Origin of the sequence: Lacrimispora sphenoides JCM 1415 (assembly GCF_900105615.1) — a bacterium.
GTDB lineage: Bacteria > Bacillota > Clostridia > Lachnospirales > Lachnospiraceae > Lacrimispora > Lacrimispora sphenoides.
On the sequence record NZ_LT630003.1, the window covers coordinates 3,643,378 to 3,656,759 of the forward strand.

The following is a 13,382-nucleotide window of genomic DNA, read 5'->3' on the forward strand; positions in this document are numbered from 1 at the left end:
TCCCTGCCGGCCTAATTTGACAGCCTGATATAAAAAAAGAGGCACTGCACCTATTGTCTACAGCTACCTCATCGCACCTGATTCTATCTGTCTCAAAGCCTTAAGTTTAGTATAATAAATTCCGAAAAAAAATCAAGCGATAATTTGTATAAAAACAGACTTCCGCACTATCCGCCAAAGCTAATATGAAAAAAGAACAGTTTTCGCAATATAATGAAACTGTTCTTCTCATGCGCCGGACAAGATTCGAACTCGCGGCCTTCTGGTCCGTAGCCAGACGCTCTATCCAGCTGAGCTACCAGCGCACTTCATGATACATGGTTAATATACACCAATTTGCTAAATTTGTAAAGCGATGAATTGTCTTTTATATATAAAAAAGGCACCCTTTTCAGGATGCCTTTCTTATAACCCTTGTAAACAAAGGTTTTCTGTACGTGCGTGAGAAGATTCGAACTCCCGACACCTTGGTCCGTAGCCAAGTGCTCTATCCAGCTGAGCTACACACACATATTCACTTAATTGCCTTATCAGGCAAATGCCGGCGACCGGAATCGAACCGGTACGGGCGATTAAGCCCGCAGGATTTTAAGTCCTGTGCGTCTGCCTGTTCCGCCACGCCGGCATTCTCATGATTTGCGCGAGCAACGTGCCAAACGAACATGCAAGCATGTTCAGTTGGTGACTGCCGCGACAACGAGTAAAATTCGCAAAGCGTACTTCGTCTCGTTATCATGGAAATGGGACCTATAGGGCTCGAACCTATGACCCTCTGCTTGTAAGGCAGATGCTCTCCCAGCTGAGCTAAGATCCCATATACGATGCAATAAGTATTATACTACTTACCTGCTGGTTTGTAAAGCCTGTACTTTTCAGCACAGAACGACCCGGATGGGATTCGAACCCACGACCTCCGCCGTGACAGGGCGGCGCTCTAACCAGCTGAGCCACCGGGCCAGATTATCAAATATTTAGTTCAGTGTCAGTGGACCTTCGGGGACTCGAACCCGGGACCGACCGGTTATGAGCCGGTTGCTCTAACCAACTGAGCTAAAGGTCCTAAACATTATAATCTGCAAATGAATTAAATTACTAAAAGCCGATGATCGGACTCGAACCGATAACCTGCTGATTACAAATCAGCTGCTCTGCCAATTGAGCCACATCGGCATTAAATGACCCCAACGAGATTCGAACTCGTGTTACCGCCGTGAAAGGGCGATGTCTTAACCGCTTGACCATGGGGCCAAAGCTCCCCGAGTAGGACTTGAACCTACGACCCAACGGTTAACAGCCGTTTGCTCTACCGACTGAGCTATCGAGGAATACTGAGGCATATACCCTCAAAACCACACATTGCTACATATCTATTTTCATCCGTTCTTTCCTCTTACCTAAACCAACCTGGTTAAGCCCTCGACCTATTAGTGACAGTCAGCTGCACATGTTGCCATGCTTCCACCTCTGCCCTATCTACCTCGTCGTCTTCAAGGGGTCTTACTCTTGCGATGGGATATCTCATCTTGAGGGGGGCTTCACGCTTAGATGCCTTCAGCGTTTATCCCTTCCCGACTTGGCTACTCTGCCATGGCTTTGATAGCCAACAGATACACCAGAGGTCAGTCCATCCCGGTCCTCTCGTACTAAGGACAGCTCCTCTCAAATATCCTACGCCCACGCCGGATAGGGACCGAACTGTCTCACGACGTTCTGAACCCAGCTCGCGTACCGCTTTAATGGGCGAACAGCCCAACCCTTGGGACCTACTACAGCCCCAGGATGCGATGAGCCGACATCGAGGTGCCAAACCACTCCGTCGATGTGAACTCTTGGGAGTGATAAGCCTGTTATCCCCAGGGTAGCTTTTATCCGTTGAGCGATGGCAATCCCACTTTATACCACCGGATCACTAAGTCCTAGTTTCCTACCTGCTCCACCCGTCGGTGTCGCAGTCAAGCTCCCTTATGCCTTTGCACTCTTCGAATGGTTTCCGTCCATTCTGAGGGAACCTTTGAGCGCCTCCGATACCCTTTCGGAGGCGACCGCCCCAGTCAAACTCCCCGCCTGACATTGTCCCCCAGCCAGGTCATGGCTGCAGGTTAGAAATCCAATACCGCAAGGGTGGTATCCCAACATCGGCTCTGATAAGACTGGCGTCCTATCTTCTTAGCCTCCCACCTATCCTGTACATGCAGTACCGAATCCCAGTATCAAGCTGGAGTAAAGCTCCATGGGGTCTTTCCGTCCTGGCGCAGGTAACCAGCATCTTCACTGGTACTTCAATTTCACCGGGTGCATTGTTGAGACAGCGCTCAAATCATTACGCCTTTCGTGCGGGTCGGAACTTACCCGACAAGGAATTTCGCTACCTTAGGACCGTTATAGTTACGGCCGCCGTTTACTGGGGCTTAAATTCAGAGCTTCGCGTTGCCGCTAACCCCTCCTCGTAACCTTCCAGCACCGGGCAGGCGTCAGCCCATATACCTCACCTTTCGGTTTTGCATAGACCTGTGTTTTTGCTAAACAGTTGCTTGAGCCTATTCTCTGCGGCCTGGTTTCCCAGGCACCCCTTATCCCGAAGTTACGGGGTCATTTTGCCGAGTTCCTTAACAATGCTTCTCCCGCCGGCCTTAGGATTCTCTCCTCATCCACCTGTGTCGGTTTACGGTACGGGCACATATTACACAATAGCGGCTTTTCTTGACAGCCCCTACGAAGACTTCCCTACTTATGTTCGGTACGCGTCACACCTTCCTGTTGCTGGGTGGATTTGCCATTCCAGCCAGTCCAGTGCTTGCCCCGGTCTTTTCATTCCCGGGTTCTTCTTCGGTTCTGTGTCCCCACAGTTCTGATAATATGCGGTACAGGAATTTCAACCTGTTGTCCATCGACTACGTCTTTCGACCTCGCCTTAGGCCCCGACTTACCCAGAGCAGATCAGCTTTACTCTGGAAACCTTAGATATTCGGCCTGGAGGATTCTCACCTCCATCTCGCTACTCATTCCGGCATTCTCTCTTCTTAACACTCCACATCTCCTTACGGTAATGCTTCTGTGCGTTAAGAATGCTCCTCTACCAATGTATATAAATATACATTCCACAGCTTCGGTGTCGTGTTTTAGCCCCGGACATTTTCGGCGCAGGACCTCTCGACTAGTGAGCTATTACGCACTCTTTGAATGTGTGGCTGCTTCTAAGCCAACATCCTAGTTGTCTGTGAAATCCCACATCCTTTTCCACTTAACACGCACTTTGGGACCTTAGCTGGTGGTCTGGGCTCTTTCCCTTTTGACTACCCAACTTATCTCGTGCAGTCTGACTCCCGTACATCATCTGGCCGGCATTCGGAGTTTGATATTCTTTGGTAAGCTTTGACGCCCCCTAGGAAATTCAGTGCTCTACCTCCGGCAGACTAATACGAGGCTAGCCCTAAAGCTATTTCGAGGAGAACCAGCTATCTCCGGGTTCGATTGGAATTTCTCCCCTACCCACACCTCATCGCCACCCTTTTCAACGGATGTGCGTTCGGTCCTCCATTTCCTTTTACGGAAACTTCAACCTGGACATGGGTAGATCACCCGGTTTCGGGTCTACCTTTACTGACTCTACGCCCTATTAAGACTTGGTTTCCCTTCGGCTCCACACCTTAAGTGCTTAACCTTGCCAGTAACGGTAACTCGCCGGACCGTTCTACAAAAAGTACGCGGTTCCACCTTTAACGTGGTTCCACAGCTTGTAAACACAGGGTTTCAGGTTCTCTTTCACTCCCCTCCCGGGGTCCTTTTCACCTTTCCTTCACAGTACTATGCGCTATCGGTCACTAAGTAGTATTTAGCCTTGGGGGGTGGTCCCCCCGAATTCCCACAAGGTTTCTCGTGTCTCGTGGTACTTTGGATCCTGCTCGCTGACTATTGTTTTCCCATACAAGGCTTTCACTTTCTATGGCCGGTCTTTCCAGGACCGTTCTGGTAACAAATCGTCTCACTTATTGCAGTCCATAACCCCAGTATGCACGCATACTGGTTTAGGCTCCTTCCATTTCGCTCGCCGCTACTTTGGAAATCGAGTTTTCTTTCTTTTCCTCCGGGTACTTAGATGTTTCAGTTCCCCGGGTTCCCGACGTATGGCTATTTATTCACCATACGACAACTGAGGTTTGCTCAGTTGGGTTTCCCCATTCAGATATCTCCGGATCAAAGGATATTTGCTCCTCCCCGAAGCTTTTCGCAGCTTATCACGTCTTTCATCGGCTCTTAGTGCCAAGGCATCCACCCTGCGCTCTTATTAGCTTAACCAATTCGATGTTCACCTGCGGGTGCGGGTTACTAATCTAAGATACATAGCGTTGTATCTCTGGTCTTAGGTTTGTTATTTCACCGTACGTTACGGTTACTTTAACGAGTTTTGTTTGGTTACATCGTTCGATGTAACACCTCGGATGTCTTGATTTTGTTTTTATACTTTGACATATAAAAACTAATCTAGATATATTTCAATATGTGGTTTTCAAGGTACATGCGTGATGCAATCTGAAGTGCTATTGATTATAATAAACTTCGTAATTACACCAAATGGAGATGGAGAGATTCGAACTCTTGACCCCCTGCTTGCAAGGCAGGTGCTCTCCCAACTGAGCTACACCCCCATAAAGTAATCTGGCACCCACCTGCTCTCCCATGCCGTCTCCAGCATAGTACCATCGGCCGCTTAAGTCTTAACCATCGTGTTCGGGATGGGAACGGGTGTCTCCCCTAAGCGCATCGGCACCAGAAATCTTTTGTCTTCTTGGTGTTTCCATATTCTTTTTTATTTCTTTGAAAACTTAAGACTCAACAGTATATAAAACCCTTACTTCTTCTTCCTTAGAAAGGAGGTGATCCAGCCGCACCTTCCGATACGGCTACCTTGTTACGACTTCACCCCAGTTATCAGTCCCGCCTTCGGCAGCTCCCTCCTTACGGTTGGGTCACTGACTTCGGGCGTTACCAACTCCCATGGTGTGACGGGCGGTGTGTACAAGACCCGGGAACGTATTCACCGCGGCATTCTGATCCGCGATTACTAGCGATTCCAGCTTCATGTAGTCGAGTTGCAGACTACAATCCGAACTGAGACGTTATTTTTGGGGTTTGCTCCAGATCGCTCCTTTGCTTCCCTTTGTTTACGCCATTGTAGCACGTGTGTAGCCCAAATCATAAGGGGCATGATGATTTGACGTCATCCCCACCTTCCTCCAGGTTATCCCTGGCAGTCTCCCCAGAGTGCCCAGCTTCACCTGCTGGCTACTAAGGATAAGGGTTGCGCTCGTTGCGGGACTTAACCCAACATCTCACGACACGAGCTGACGACAACCATGCACCACCTGTCTGGAATGCCCCGAAGGGAAGGGATCGTTACATCCCGGTCATTCCGATGTCAAGACTTGGTAAGGTTCTTCGCGTTGCTTCGAATTAAACCACATGCTCCACCGCTTGTGCGGGTCCCCGTCAATTCCTTTGAGTTTCATTCTTGCGAACGTACTCCCCAGGTGGAATACTTATTGCGTTAGCGGCGGCACCGAAGAGCTTTGCTCCCCAACACCTAGTATTCATCGTTTACGGCGTGGACTACCAGGGTATCTAATCCTGTTTGCTCCCCACGCTTTCGAGCCTCAACGTCAGTTACAGTCCAGTAAGCCGCCTTCGCCACTGGTGTTCCTCCTAATATCTACGCATTTCACCGCTACACTAGGAATTCCACTTACCTCTCCTGCACTCTAGCACCACAGTTTCCAAAGCAGTCCCGGGGTTGAGCCCCGGGCTTTCACTCCAGACTTGCAGTGCCGTCTACGCTCCCTTTACACCCAGTAAATCCGGATAACGCTTGCCCCCTACGTATTACCGCGGCTGCTGGCACGTAGTTAGCCGGGGCTTCTTAGTCAGGTACCGTCATTTTCTTCCCTGCTGATAGAGCTTTACATACCGAAATACTTCTTCACTCACGCGGCGTCGCTGGATCAGGGTTTCCCCCATTGTCCAATATTCCCCACTGCTGCCTCCCGTAGGAGTTTGGGCCGTGTCTCAGTCCCAATGTGGCCGGTCACCCTCTCAGGTCGGCTACTGATCGTCGGCTTGGTGGGCCGTTACCTCACCAACTACCTAATCAGACGCGGGTCCATCTCATACCACCGGAGTTTTTCACACCGTACCATGCGGCACTGTGTGCTTATGCGGTATTAGCAGTCGTTTCCGACTGTTATCCCCCTGTATGAGGCAGGTTACCCACGCGTTACTCACCCGTCCGCCGCTAAGTCAATTCAAAATCCATCCGAAAACTTCATTTGAATCGCTTCGCTCGACTTGCATGTGTTAAGCACGCCGCCAGCGTTCATCCTGAGCCAGGATCGAACTCTCAAATTAAATGGTGTTCAATCCGGGGTCAAAATCAACTAACTAGCTAATTTATTTCCCGTTTTACTTGTTGTTTGGTTCGTATACAATTGCTTGTATTCGTTCTGAAATTTTCTCATTCAAAGCCATCAAACATGACTTGTTTTATTAGAATTTTCAGGGTTTTACATACTGTTCAATCTTCTGTTTTCAAAGTGCTGTGCATCTGCCGGAAGGTTCGCTTCCTTGATGCTGACGCAGAAGGAGGGATTTGAACCCTCGCGCCGCTACTAACGGCCTACTCCCTTTCCAGGGGAGCCCCTTCAGCCACTTGGGTACTTCTGCAGTTAGCTGATTCTTTTATGTTATTAGCGGCTAAAAACCTGCCAACGGAGAGGGTGGGATTCGAACCCACGCGCCCTTGCGGACAAACGGTTTTCAAGACCGCCTCGTTATGACCACTTCGATACCTCTCCAAATGTGCTTTTATATTTTAATAGAAGTCCATGCTTTTGTCAAGCTCTTTTTTCTATTTTTCCAAATCTCTTGGAGACCAATACTGCTTGTTTTGCTGTACTTATCAGCTGCAACTTGGATAGTTTATCATTGTTTGTTTGTTCTGTCAACACATTTTTACATTTTTTTCAAATTATATTATTTAGTCTTAAAAATACTCCAAAAGCCGTTGTTTTGCTTCTTCAGCTGTCTTAAAATCTTCTTCTGTGCCTGTCATATAATTGATCGCTTCTTCCCATACTTTTACTGGGTAATCATCTGCCGGTATTTCTGCAATGACGAATCGGCAGCATCTTTTATAAATACAGTTTCTTAAATCTGAAAGGTACATGCAGCCCGAATTCGCCGCTATCCGGTCCAAAAGCCCAGCCCTGGCATTTTTGTCCCTCTCTATCCTGTTATCTTCAGTTTCCATCTACCGTACCTTCTTTCATCTTTCCTGCCATGGTTTCCGGGCAGAGCACCTTCTAATCGAGTGTAAAGGTACACCCAAAGAGTGTTACGTCAGATGCGGCCGCGGATAATATCTGGCAGCCGCCAACCTGTATGGCAGACTTTTCTGTATAATCATACATTAAATACTTTATATAACTAATAATATTGTAATGAATGCAACATGTCAAGTGATGGATTGCATTATTTACTACATATATTTCATTAAATGCAATACTATGGAATCAGGAGGAGCTACCTATGTATATAGATTTCAATTTTTCAAAACGCCTTTCAGAGCTCAGAGCTCAAAAGGGCGTGTCTGCACGTGATATGAGCCTGTCTCTCGGGCAGAATCCCACATATATCCACAAAATAGAAAATGGACTGGCTCTTCCGTCCATGATGGGTTTTTTCTATATATGTGAGTATCTGGACATTGAGCCATCCGAATTTTTCTCTCACAACATCAGCAGCCCTGCAAAACTAAAAGAACTAATGGAGGATGCACAGCATTTAAACCGTGAGCAGCTTGACCACCTTCATCTGATCGTAAAGGATCTTTTAAAATCAGGAGGAAAAAAATAAAAAGGAAGCTGCACTTACAGCGTCCTTTTATTTTTCCAGGTATCTTCTTTTCATCAGAACACCGGCAATTTCCATATCCTCCGGTGTTGTAATCTTTATGTTGGTGTAATCGCCCCGAATTAGTTTCACTTTTTCCTGAGTCATGGTTTCCACCACCATGGCATCATCCGTTACTCCCTCTTGGTACTGTTCTGATGACATAAGCTTTTCATATGCCCGAAGTACCAGTTCATATTCAAAGGCCTGAGGAGTCTGAATCATCCAAAGACTGTTCCGGTCCGGAGTCATGGCTGCAAATTCACTTTCGTCAGAAATTTTAATGGTATCCTTTACAGGCATACCAACCACGCAAGCCCTGTACATTCTGGCTGCATCGGAAGCTGCCTCTATGATCTCGACCGTCACGCAGGGCCTGGCCCCGTCGTGGATCAGGACATATTCACAGTTGTTAATTGCCTTAAGCCCTTCGTATACGGAATGATACCGTTCCTTTCCTCCTTCAGTAACCGCAGTCACCTTGCTGAAACCATATTTCTCTATGATCTCCTCCCGGCAATAACCGGACTCTCCAGGACCGGTCACCAGGACGATCTCATCTACTGAACTGTTTTCAAAGGCACGAAGCGCATAATACAGCAGAGGTTTCCCATAGAGCTCAAGGTACTGCTTATGCACCTGGCTTCCCATGCGTGTTCCTTTTCCTGCCGCCAATATGACTGCTGCCGTTCTCCCCCTGCTCTCCATCCGTCCATCACCTTTCACCCAGTTTTAAATTGGGAACTGCATTTAAATCCCAACCGGCCCTCGCTCCATTAATATACTCGTAATAAGCCGCTGTACCGATCATGGCTGCGTTATCCGTGCAGTAAATGGGTGACGGATAGTAAAAGGCAATGCCGGCTTTTTCACATGCTAGTCCCATCTCTTTGCGCAGGGCAGAATTGGAAGCCACTCCGCCGGCTATGGCAATCTTTTTAAATCCATATTCCTTTGCCGCATCCACCGTATGGCTCACCAGCACATCCACAACCGCATTTTGGAAGGAAGCTGCTAAATCAGCGACATTAATTTCCTCTCCCAACATGCCCGCATGATTGATATGATTTAATACCGCAGACTTAAGGCCGCTGAAGCTGAAATCGTAAATGTTCCCTTCCACCTTTGCCCGAGGGAACTTGATGGCATGGGGATTTCCTTCCTTTGCCGCATGATCAATCTTCGGGCCTCCCGGGTACCCAAGGCCCACTGCTCTTGCTACCTTGTCAAATGCCTCTCCTGCCGCATCATCCCTGGTACGGCCCAGAATTTCAAATTCACCGTAATCCTTTACAATAACAAGATGGGTATGGCCGCCGGATACGATCAAACATAAAAAAGGCGGCTCCAGATCCGGATGCTCAATAAAGTTAGCTGATACATGTCCTTCTATATGATGGACACCCACTAACGGCTTACCTGCTGCATAGGCAATGGCTTTCGCCTCTGCAACGCCTACAAGAAGTGCTCCCACCAGGCCTGGACCATACGTTACGCCAATGGCGTCCATATCCGCCAGACTCAGTCCTGCCTCCAGAAGGGCTGCTTCTACGACCTGGTTTATCTTTTCAATATGCTTTCTGGATGCGATTTCCGGTACAACGCCCCCGTATAATGTATGCAGGGCGATCTGAGAGGAAATCACATTGGAAAGGATCTCTCTTCCGTTCTTTACTACGGCAGCCGCCGTCTCGTCACAGGAACTTTCAATCGCAAGTATATAGACATCTTCCTCTGTATGATTCTTTTTCATCGCCGCTCCCTCACTCTTCATCAAATTCCAGTTCCAGGGTCCAGGCATCCTTTGCCACTTTGGTACGAGGGAAAATCTCCCGGACTTTTTCTAAGTATTCTTCTGGTCTGGTAAGAGATGGACTGTAATGAGTCAGCCACATCTGTTTGGGCCTGGCTTCCTTTGCCAGTCTGGCAGCCTCATAAAAGGTCATATGCTTATACTCTCTGGCTTTTGCTTCCTTCCCTTCCTCTCCGTACATACCTTCGCAGATAAAAAGATCCGCCTCCCTTGCGTATTCCGCAATTACAGGAACCGGCCTTGTATCCGTACAATAGGTTACTTTAAGCCCCCGTCTTGCCGGACCTAAGACCATATCAGGAGTCAGAGTTCTTCCGCCCTCTTCAATGGTTTCCCCTTTTTGCAGGCGGCTCCAGAACTTTTGGGGTATTCCGGCGGCATTGGCCCGGTCCACATCAAACCGGCCTGTCCTTGGAATGGAAATGGAATAACCATAGCAGACAACATTGTGGTTCACCCGGTAAGCATCGATTACATAAGGCCCAATCTTTACCTGCTCCCGGTTCTCAGAAAGTTCGATGAATTTCAGTTCAAAGGGCAGCTCCGGCGCAATGGTTCTCAGCGCTCCCACTACTCGCTCTAAGCCCTTTGGCCCAATAAGAGTCAGGGGCTCTGTCCTTTCCGCATTGCCCATGGTCAGGAGAAGCCCCGGAAGACCACTGATATGGTCGGCGTGATAATGGGTAAAACAAATGATGTCAATGGGTTTCGGGCTCCAGCCCTTTTCTTTTAACGCAATCTGGGTTCCTTCCCCGCAGTCAATGAGAAGATCACTGCCACCGCATCTGGCCATCATAGCCGTCAGCCACCGGTATGGCAGAGGCATCATTCCTCCGGTTCCCAGCAAACATATATCCAACATAAAATTTCCTCGCTTTGGTTTCTATCAATGAACAGCGGTAAAAAACCGCCTCATAAAATCATATCACAAAGCAGAGGCAATTAGCAACTATAAATATTCCAGCTGTTCTTCTACCTCCACAGGAATCTTGAATTCCTGAATCATAGTATCGTAACAGTCCTCACACAGATCAAAATGATGGATCTCACCATCCTTCTCGGAGAAAAAGTCCCAGGAATGATTGACGCTTATTACCCCCTCCCTGGCAACACCTTCTGACACGATAATTTTTTTGCCACAGCAGTTGCACACAACTGTTTCAAGCTGACCACCGTTTTTGTACTTTCTCATCTTCCTCTCACCTTTCCATTTTCCTGCCCATGCTTTTCGGGCATATAGGTATACCTGTAGGGTGTTTCCACTTATTCGCCCTGTTTATGGGGCATAAAGGGATACCCGTAGGGTATTTCCTTTTTCACACTTACCAGTCAGGCCCTGTTTCCGTTTTGCGTCATCCGAAAACAGGAAAAAGGGCATCCTCACTGGATACCCCTACATTATAAACGGTGATTCCCCTTATTTTTAGTGGTAAATGTTTCATATCCGGCGGTTCCACATAATGATGGCATTTTCACAGGGATTAAGGTAATAATTTTTCCGGATGGTTTCCTCTTGAAAACCATAGTATCTATAAAGGTTTCTGGCTTTTTTATTGCTTTCCCGGACCTCTAAAGACAGGGATTTTACTCCATTTTTAATGGAAAATTCCACCAGTCGGTCCATAAGTTTCTTAGATAGGCCCCTCCCCCTGTACGCTGGCAAAACGGCAATCCGAAGCAGCTCTCCTTCCCCGGCAATGACCCGGAAGACGCAGTACCCTAAAATGTCCCCTTCTTCTTCCAGCACCAACCAGGTATCAAGTCTGCTTTCTAAGCCTTCTTTGACTGTATCCAAGGACCATGGATCCGAAAAGCAGATCCGTTCTATTTCAGCGACACCGGATACATCCGACTGTCTCATTTCATGAACCATTGGCTTCTCCCCCCTTTCATGGAAGTTTGATTCACCTGTCGGTTCATGGAACGGCAATTTTTCTAAAATCAAGCCACGCTTACGCTTGCTTTCATTCAGAAAAATTTGCCTCCCGTTCCCGCTCTGCCTGGGGCTTTCTTAAATAATCAGGGGCATGCTCCGCCGCTGTAAGGGTTTTCCCCTCTTCATAGTAAAGGCCTCCTAAAGCCGCAACCGCTGCTGCCCGCTGCCGGTTCAAATGAGCCGGTGCAAAGAGGAAAGGAACCGTTATCTTTTCTTGTATCTGCTTTTTGTATACAGGAACTCCGTCTCCTAAAAAGATCACCTTCTGTCCGGCTGCATTTAATTCATCCACCAATTCCAAAATGTCCATAGCGCATTGTTCTTTCATCACGGAAAAACCGTTCTGGTTATCGTAAATGCCGGTATATACCTGATTTCTTCTGGCATCCATGATGGGGCAGACACGATAAGCGCTGCCGTATAAGTTATAGGCCATGGCATCCACGGTAGGAACGGAAACCAGGGGTTTATTCAAAGCCAGGCCAAGGCCCTTTCCTGTAGCGGAGCCGATCCGCAGTCCGGTAAAAGAACCTGGTCCACCGGAAACCGCAATGGCATCAATGGTATCCAAATCCAGTTCCACCATCTTTACAATTTCATCCAGCATGGGAAGAAGAGTCTGGGAATGGGTCCTCTTAAAATTTACCGTATATTCCGCAGTCAGTACCTCGTCCTCCACCACGGCAACGGAAGCCACCAAAGACGAGCTTTCAATTCCAAGTATCCTCATTTACATTCCCTCCACGGTTATTTTCCTGTAATCAAACCCTTTTTCCAAATCCTTTTCCATGGTTATGGTTATTACATGGTCAGGGAGAAGCTCTTTAATCAAATTCGACCATTCAATAAGGCTTACTCCCTCCCCGTAAAAGCAGTCTTCATAACCGATCTCATCCATCTCACTGACATCACCGATCCGGTATACATCGAAATGGTAAAAAGGCAGCCGACCATCCTCATACTGGTTAACAATGGTAAAGGTAGGACTGTTAACCGGCTCCATGATCCCAAGGCCTGATGCAAACCCCTGAGTAAATACGGTCTTTCCCACTCCCAGATCACCATTTAGGCAGTATACGTCAGAAGGCTTTGCTTCCTCTCCCAGTTTTTTCCCAAATTCATAGGTTTCTTCTGGCTTCCAGCTTTCTATTACCATAATTTATATCCTCTTTCGCCTTTCAGGAGGCAGTTTTTCTTTGATTAGCCCACGGATAGCCGCCTTTTTTTCTCCGGTTACGGAATCAGGCAGCAGATAGGCATGAACCCGGTCCATATACAGGATCATCATATCTCTTACACGGTCCACTTTGACCATGTTTTCCCAGGCAATTTCCAGGTTTTCCTCTCCCTGGGAAACCAGGATTCCATTCTCATCGAAGGTGAGAGTCATGGCATTCTGAATCGCGGGAGTCTTTGCCTGCTTAAGAGCCTTTAAATAAAGAATACCAGGCTGCCAGACTGTAAACATAAGGGCGCAAATGATTAGCAGCACCCGGTATGAGGTGGAGTTGGAACTCCATGTGGTAATCAGGAGAAAAACAGCAGCAGCGCTGAAAATAACATTAAAAAGCCCCTGCAGTCCCTGATAGGAATGATACATGGAAAACTTCCATAAATCCTTTGCCGTTAATTTTACTTCTATTACAATCGGATCTTTCTCTTCCACGTTTTCTCCTTTCTGTACGCCTTGGC

At 47.7% G+C, this 13,382-nt stretch carries 10 protein-coding genes, 12 tRNA genes and 3 rRNA genes; 1 reads left to right on the plus strand and 24 read right to left on the minus strand.

Annotated features, from left to right (window positions below; all coding sequences use genetic code 11):
• Positions 1-231 precede the first annotated feature (231 nt).
• The 16 genes from BMX69_RS16510 to BMX69_RS16585 form a co-directional block, all read right to left on the minus strand.
• A tRNA-Arg gene (locus BMX69_RS16510) sits at positions 232-305 on the minus strand.
• 131 nt (positions 306-436) lie between these two features.
• Positions 437-510: transfer RNA gene (locus tag BMX69_RS16515), tRNA-Arg, on the minus strand.
• A gap of 29 nt (positions 511-539) precedes the next feature.
• A tRNA-Leu gene (locus tag BMX69_RS16520) sits at positions 540-625 on the minus strand.
• A gap of 116 nt (positions 626-741) precedes the next feature.
• Positions 742-814: transfer RNA gene (locus tag BMX69_RS16525), tRNA-Val, on the minus strand.
• A gap of 69 nt (positions 815-883) precedes the next feature.
• A tRNA-Asp gene (locus BMX69_RS16530) sits at positions 884-957 on the minus strand.
• 29 nt (positions 958-986) lie between these two features.
• Positions 987-1,060: transfer RNA gene (locus BMX69_RS16535), tRNA-Ile, on the minus strand.
• A 37-nt stretch (positions 1,061-1,097) separates the two neighbouring features.
• Positions 1,098-1,170 (minus strand) — tRNA-Thr (locus tag BMX69_RS16540).
• A 6-nt stretch (positions 1,171-1,176) separates the two neighbouring features.
• Positions 1,177-1,248 (minus strand) — tRNA-Glu (locus tag BMX69_RS16545).
• Positions 1,249-1,252: 4 nt separating this feature from the next.
• A tRNA-Asn gene (locus BMX69_RS16550) sits at positions 1,253-1,325 on the minus strand.
• A 79-nt stretch (positions 1,326-1,404) separates the two neighbouring features.
• Positions 1,405-4,296: ribosomal RNA gene (locus tag BMX69_RS16555) — 23S ribosomal RNA — on the minus strand.
• Positions 4,297-4,573: 277 nt separating this feature from the next.
• Positions 4,574-4,646 (minus strand) — tRNA-Ala (locus BMX69_RS16560).
• A gap of 8 nt (positions 4,647-4,654) precedes the next feature.
• Positions 4,655-4,772 (minus strand): 5S ribosomal RNA (gene rrf, locus BMX69_RS16565).
• A 95-nt stretch (positions 4,773-4,867) separates the two neighbouring features.
• Positions 4,868-6,399: ribosomal RNA gene (locus tag BMX69_RS16570) — 16S ribosomal RNA — on the minus strand.
• Together the 16S, 23S and 5S rRNA genes with 12 tRNA genes alongside form the textbook arrangement of a ribosomal RNA operon.
• A 226-nt stretch (positions 6,400-6,625) precedes the next feature.
• Positions 6,626-6,714 (minus strand) — tRNA-Ser (locus tag BMX69_RS16575).
• Between the two features lie 45 nt (positions 6,715-6,759).
• Positions 6,760-6,845: transfer RNA gene (locus BMX69_RS16580), tRNA-Ser, on the minus strand.
• Between the two features lie 188 nt (positions 6,846-7,033).
• A complete protein-coding gene (locus BMX69_RS16585) occupies positions 7,034-7,300 on the minus strand; it encodes a hypothetical protein (RefSeq protein ID WP_054790278.1) in 267 nt (88 codons plus the stop codon).
• A gap of 278 nt (positions 7,301-7,578) precedes the next feature.
• Here BMX69_RS16585 and BMX69_RS16590 point away from each other — a divergent pair, with 278 nt between their 5' ends.
• Positions 7,579-7,905, plus strand: coding sequence for a helix-turn-helix domain-containing protein (locus tag BMX69_RS16590; RefSeq protein ID WP_025229960.1), 327 nt, complete (start codon positions 7,579-7,581; stop codon positions 7,903-7,905).
• A gap of 27 nt (positions 7,906-7,932) precedes the next feature.
• Here the strand turns inward: BMX69_RS16590 and ispD are convergent, their stop codons facing one another.
• The 8 genes from ispD to BMX69_RS16630 form a co-directional block, all read right to left on the minus strand.
• Entirely contained in the window at positions 7,933-8,649 is a 717-nt protein-coding gene (ispD, locus tag BMX69_RS16595) for a 2-C-methyl-D-erythritol 4-phosphate cytidylyltransferase (protein ID WP_054790277.1), read from the minus strand.
• 7 nt (positions 8,650-8,656) lie between these two features.
• Positions 8,657-9,694, minus strand: a complete 1,038-nt coding sequence (gene tsaD, locus BMX69_RS16600) for a tRNA (adenosine(37)-N6)-threonylcarbamoyltransferase complex transferase subunit TsaD (RefSeq protein ID WP_054790287.1) — start codon at positions 9,692-9,694, stop codon at positions 8,657-8,659.
• 10 nt (positions 9,695-9,704) lie between these two features.
• Positions 9,705-10,616: a ribonuclease Z gene (locus BMX69_RS16605; RefSeq protein WP_100042960.1), complete on the minus strand. Its 912-nt coding sequence runs from the start codon at positions 10,614-10,616 to the stop codon at positions 9,705-9,707.
• Between the two features lie 87 nt (positions 10,617-10,703).
• A complete protein-coding gene (locus BMX69_RS16610; RefSeq protein WP_025229964.1) occupies positions 10,704-10,946 on the minus strand; it encodes a hypothetical protein in 243 nt (80 codons plus the stop codon).
• A 246-nt stretch (positions 10,947-11,192) separates the two neighbouring features.
• A complete protein-coding gene (rimI, locus tag BMX69_RS16615; RefSeq protein WP_054790276.1) occupies positions 11,193-11,627 on the minus strand; it encodes a ribosomal protein S18-alanine N-acetyltransferase in 435 nt (144 codons plus the stop codon).
• A gap of 91 nt (positions 11,628-11,718) precedes the next feature.
• Positions 11,719-12,420 (minus strand): tRNA (adenosine(37)-N6)-threonylcarbamoyltransferase complex dimerization subunit type 1 TsaB, encoded by a 702-nt coding sequence (gene tsaB, locus BMX69_RS16620; protein WP_054790275.1) that lies wholly within the window; start codon positions 12,418-12,420, stop codon positions 11,719-11,721.
• Positions 12,421-12,846 (minus strand): tRNA (adenosine(37)-N6)-threonylcarbamoyltransferase complex ATPase subunit type 1 TsaE, encoded by a 426-nt coding sequence (tsaE, locus tag BMX69_RS16625; protein WP_054790274.1) that lies wholly within the window; start codon positions 12,844-12,846, stop codon positions 12,421-12,423.
• A 3-nt stretch (positions 12,847-12,849) separates the two neighbouring features.
• Positions 12,850-13,356: a YcxB family protein gene (locus BMX69_RS16630; RefSeq protein ID WP_054790273.1), complete on the minus strand. Its 507-nt coding sequence runs from the start codon at positions 13,354-13,356 to the stop codon at positions 12,850-12,852.
• Positions 13,357-13,382 lie beyond the last annotated feature (26 nt).

What these genes read in the sequence shown, in the direction of transcription:
- BMX69_RS16590 (WP_025229960.1), top strand. Translation starts at nt 7,579, where the DNA reads ATGTATATAGATTTCAATTTTTCAAAACGCCTTTCAGAGCTCAGAGCT.
- tsaD (WP_054790287.1), bottom strand. Translation starts at nt 9,694, where the DNA reads ATGAAAAAGAATCATACAGAGGAAGATGTCTATATACTTGCGATTGAA.
- BMX69_RS16610 (WP_025229964.1), bottom strand. Translation starts at nt 10,946, where the DNA reads ATGAGAAAGTACAAAAACGGTGGTCAGCTTGAAACAGTTGTGTGCAAC.
- rimI (WP_054790276.1), bottom strand. Translation starts at nt 11,627, where the DNA reads ATGGTTCATGAAATGAGACAGTCGGATGTATCCGGTGTCGCTGAAATA.
- BMX69_RS16605 (WP_100042960.1), bottom strand. Translation starts at nt 10,616, where the DNA reads ATGTTGGATATATGTTTGCTGGGAACCGGAGGAATGATGCCTCTGCCA.
- ispD (WP_054790277.1), bottom strand. Translation starts at nt 8,649, where the DNA reads ATGGAGAGCAGGGGGAGAACGGCAGCAGTCATATTGGCGGCAGGAAAA.
- tsaE (WP_054790274.1), bottom strand. Translation starts at nt 12,846, where the DNA reads ATGGTAATAGAAAGCTGGAAGCCAGAAGAAACCTATGAATTTGGGAAA.
- BMX69_RS16585 (WP_054790278.1), bottom strand. Translation starts at nt 7,300, where the DNA reads ATGGAAACTGAAGATAACAGGATAGAGAGGGACAAAAATGCCAGGGCT.
- tsaB (WP_054790275.1), bottom strand. Translation starts at nt 12,420, where the DNA reads ATGAGGATACTTGGAATTGAAAGCTCGTCTTTGGTGGCTTCCGTTGCC.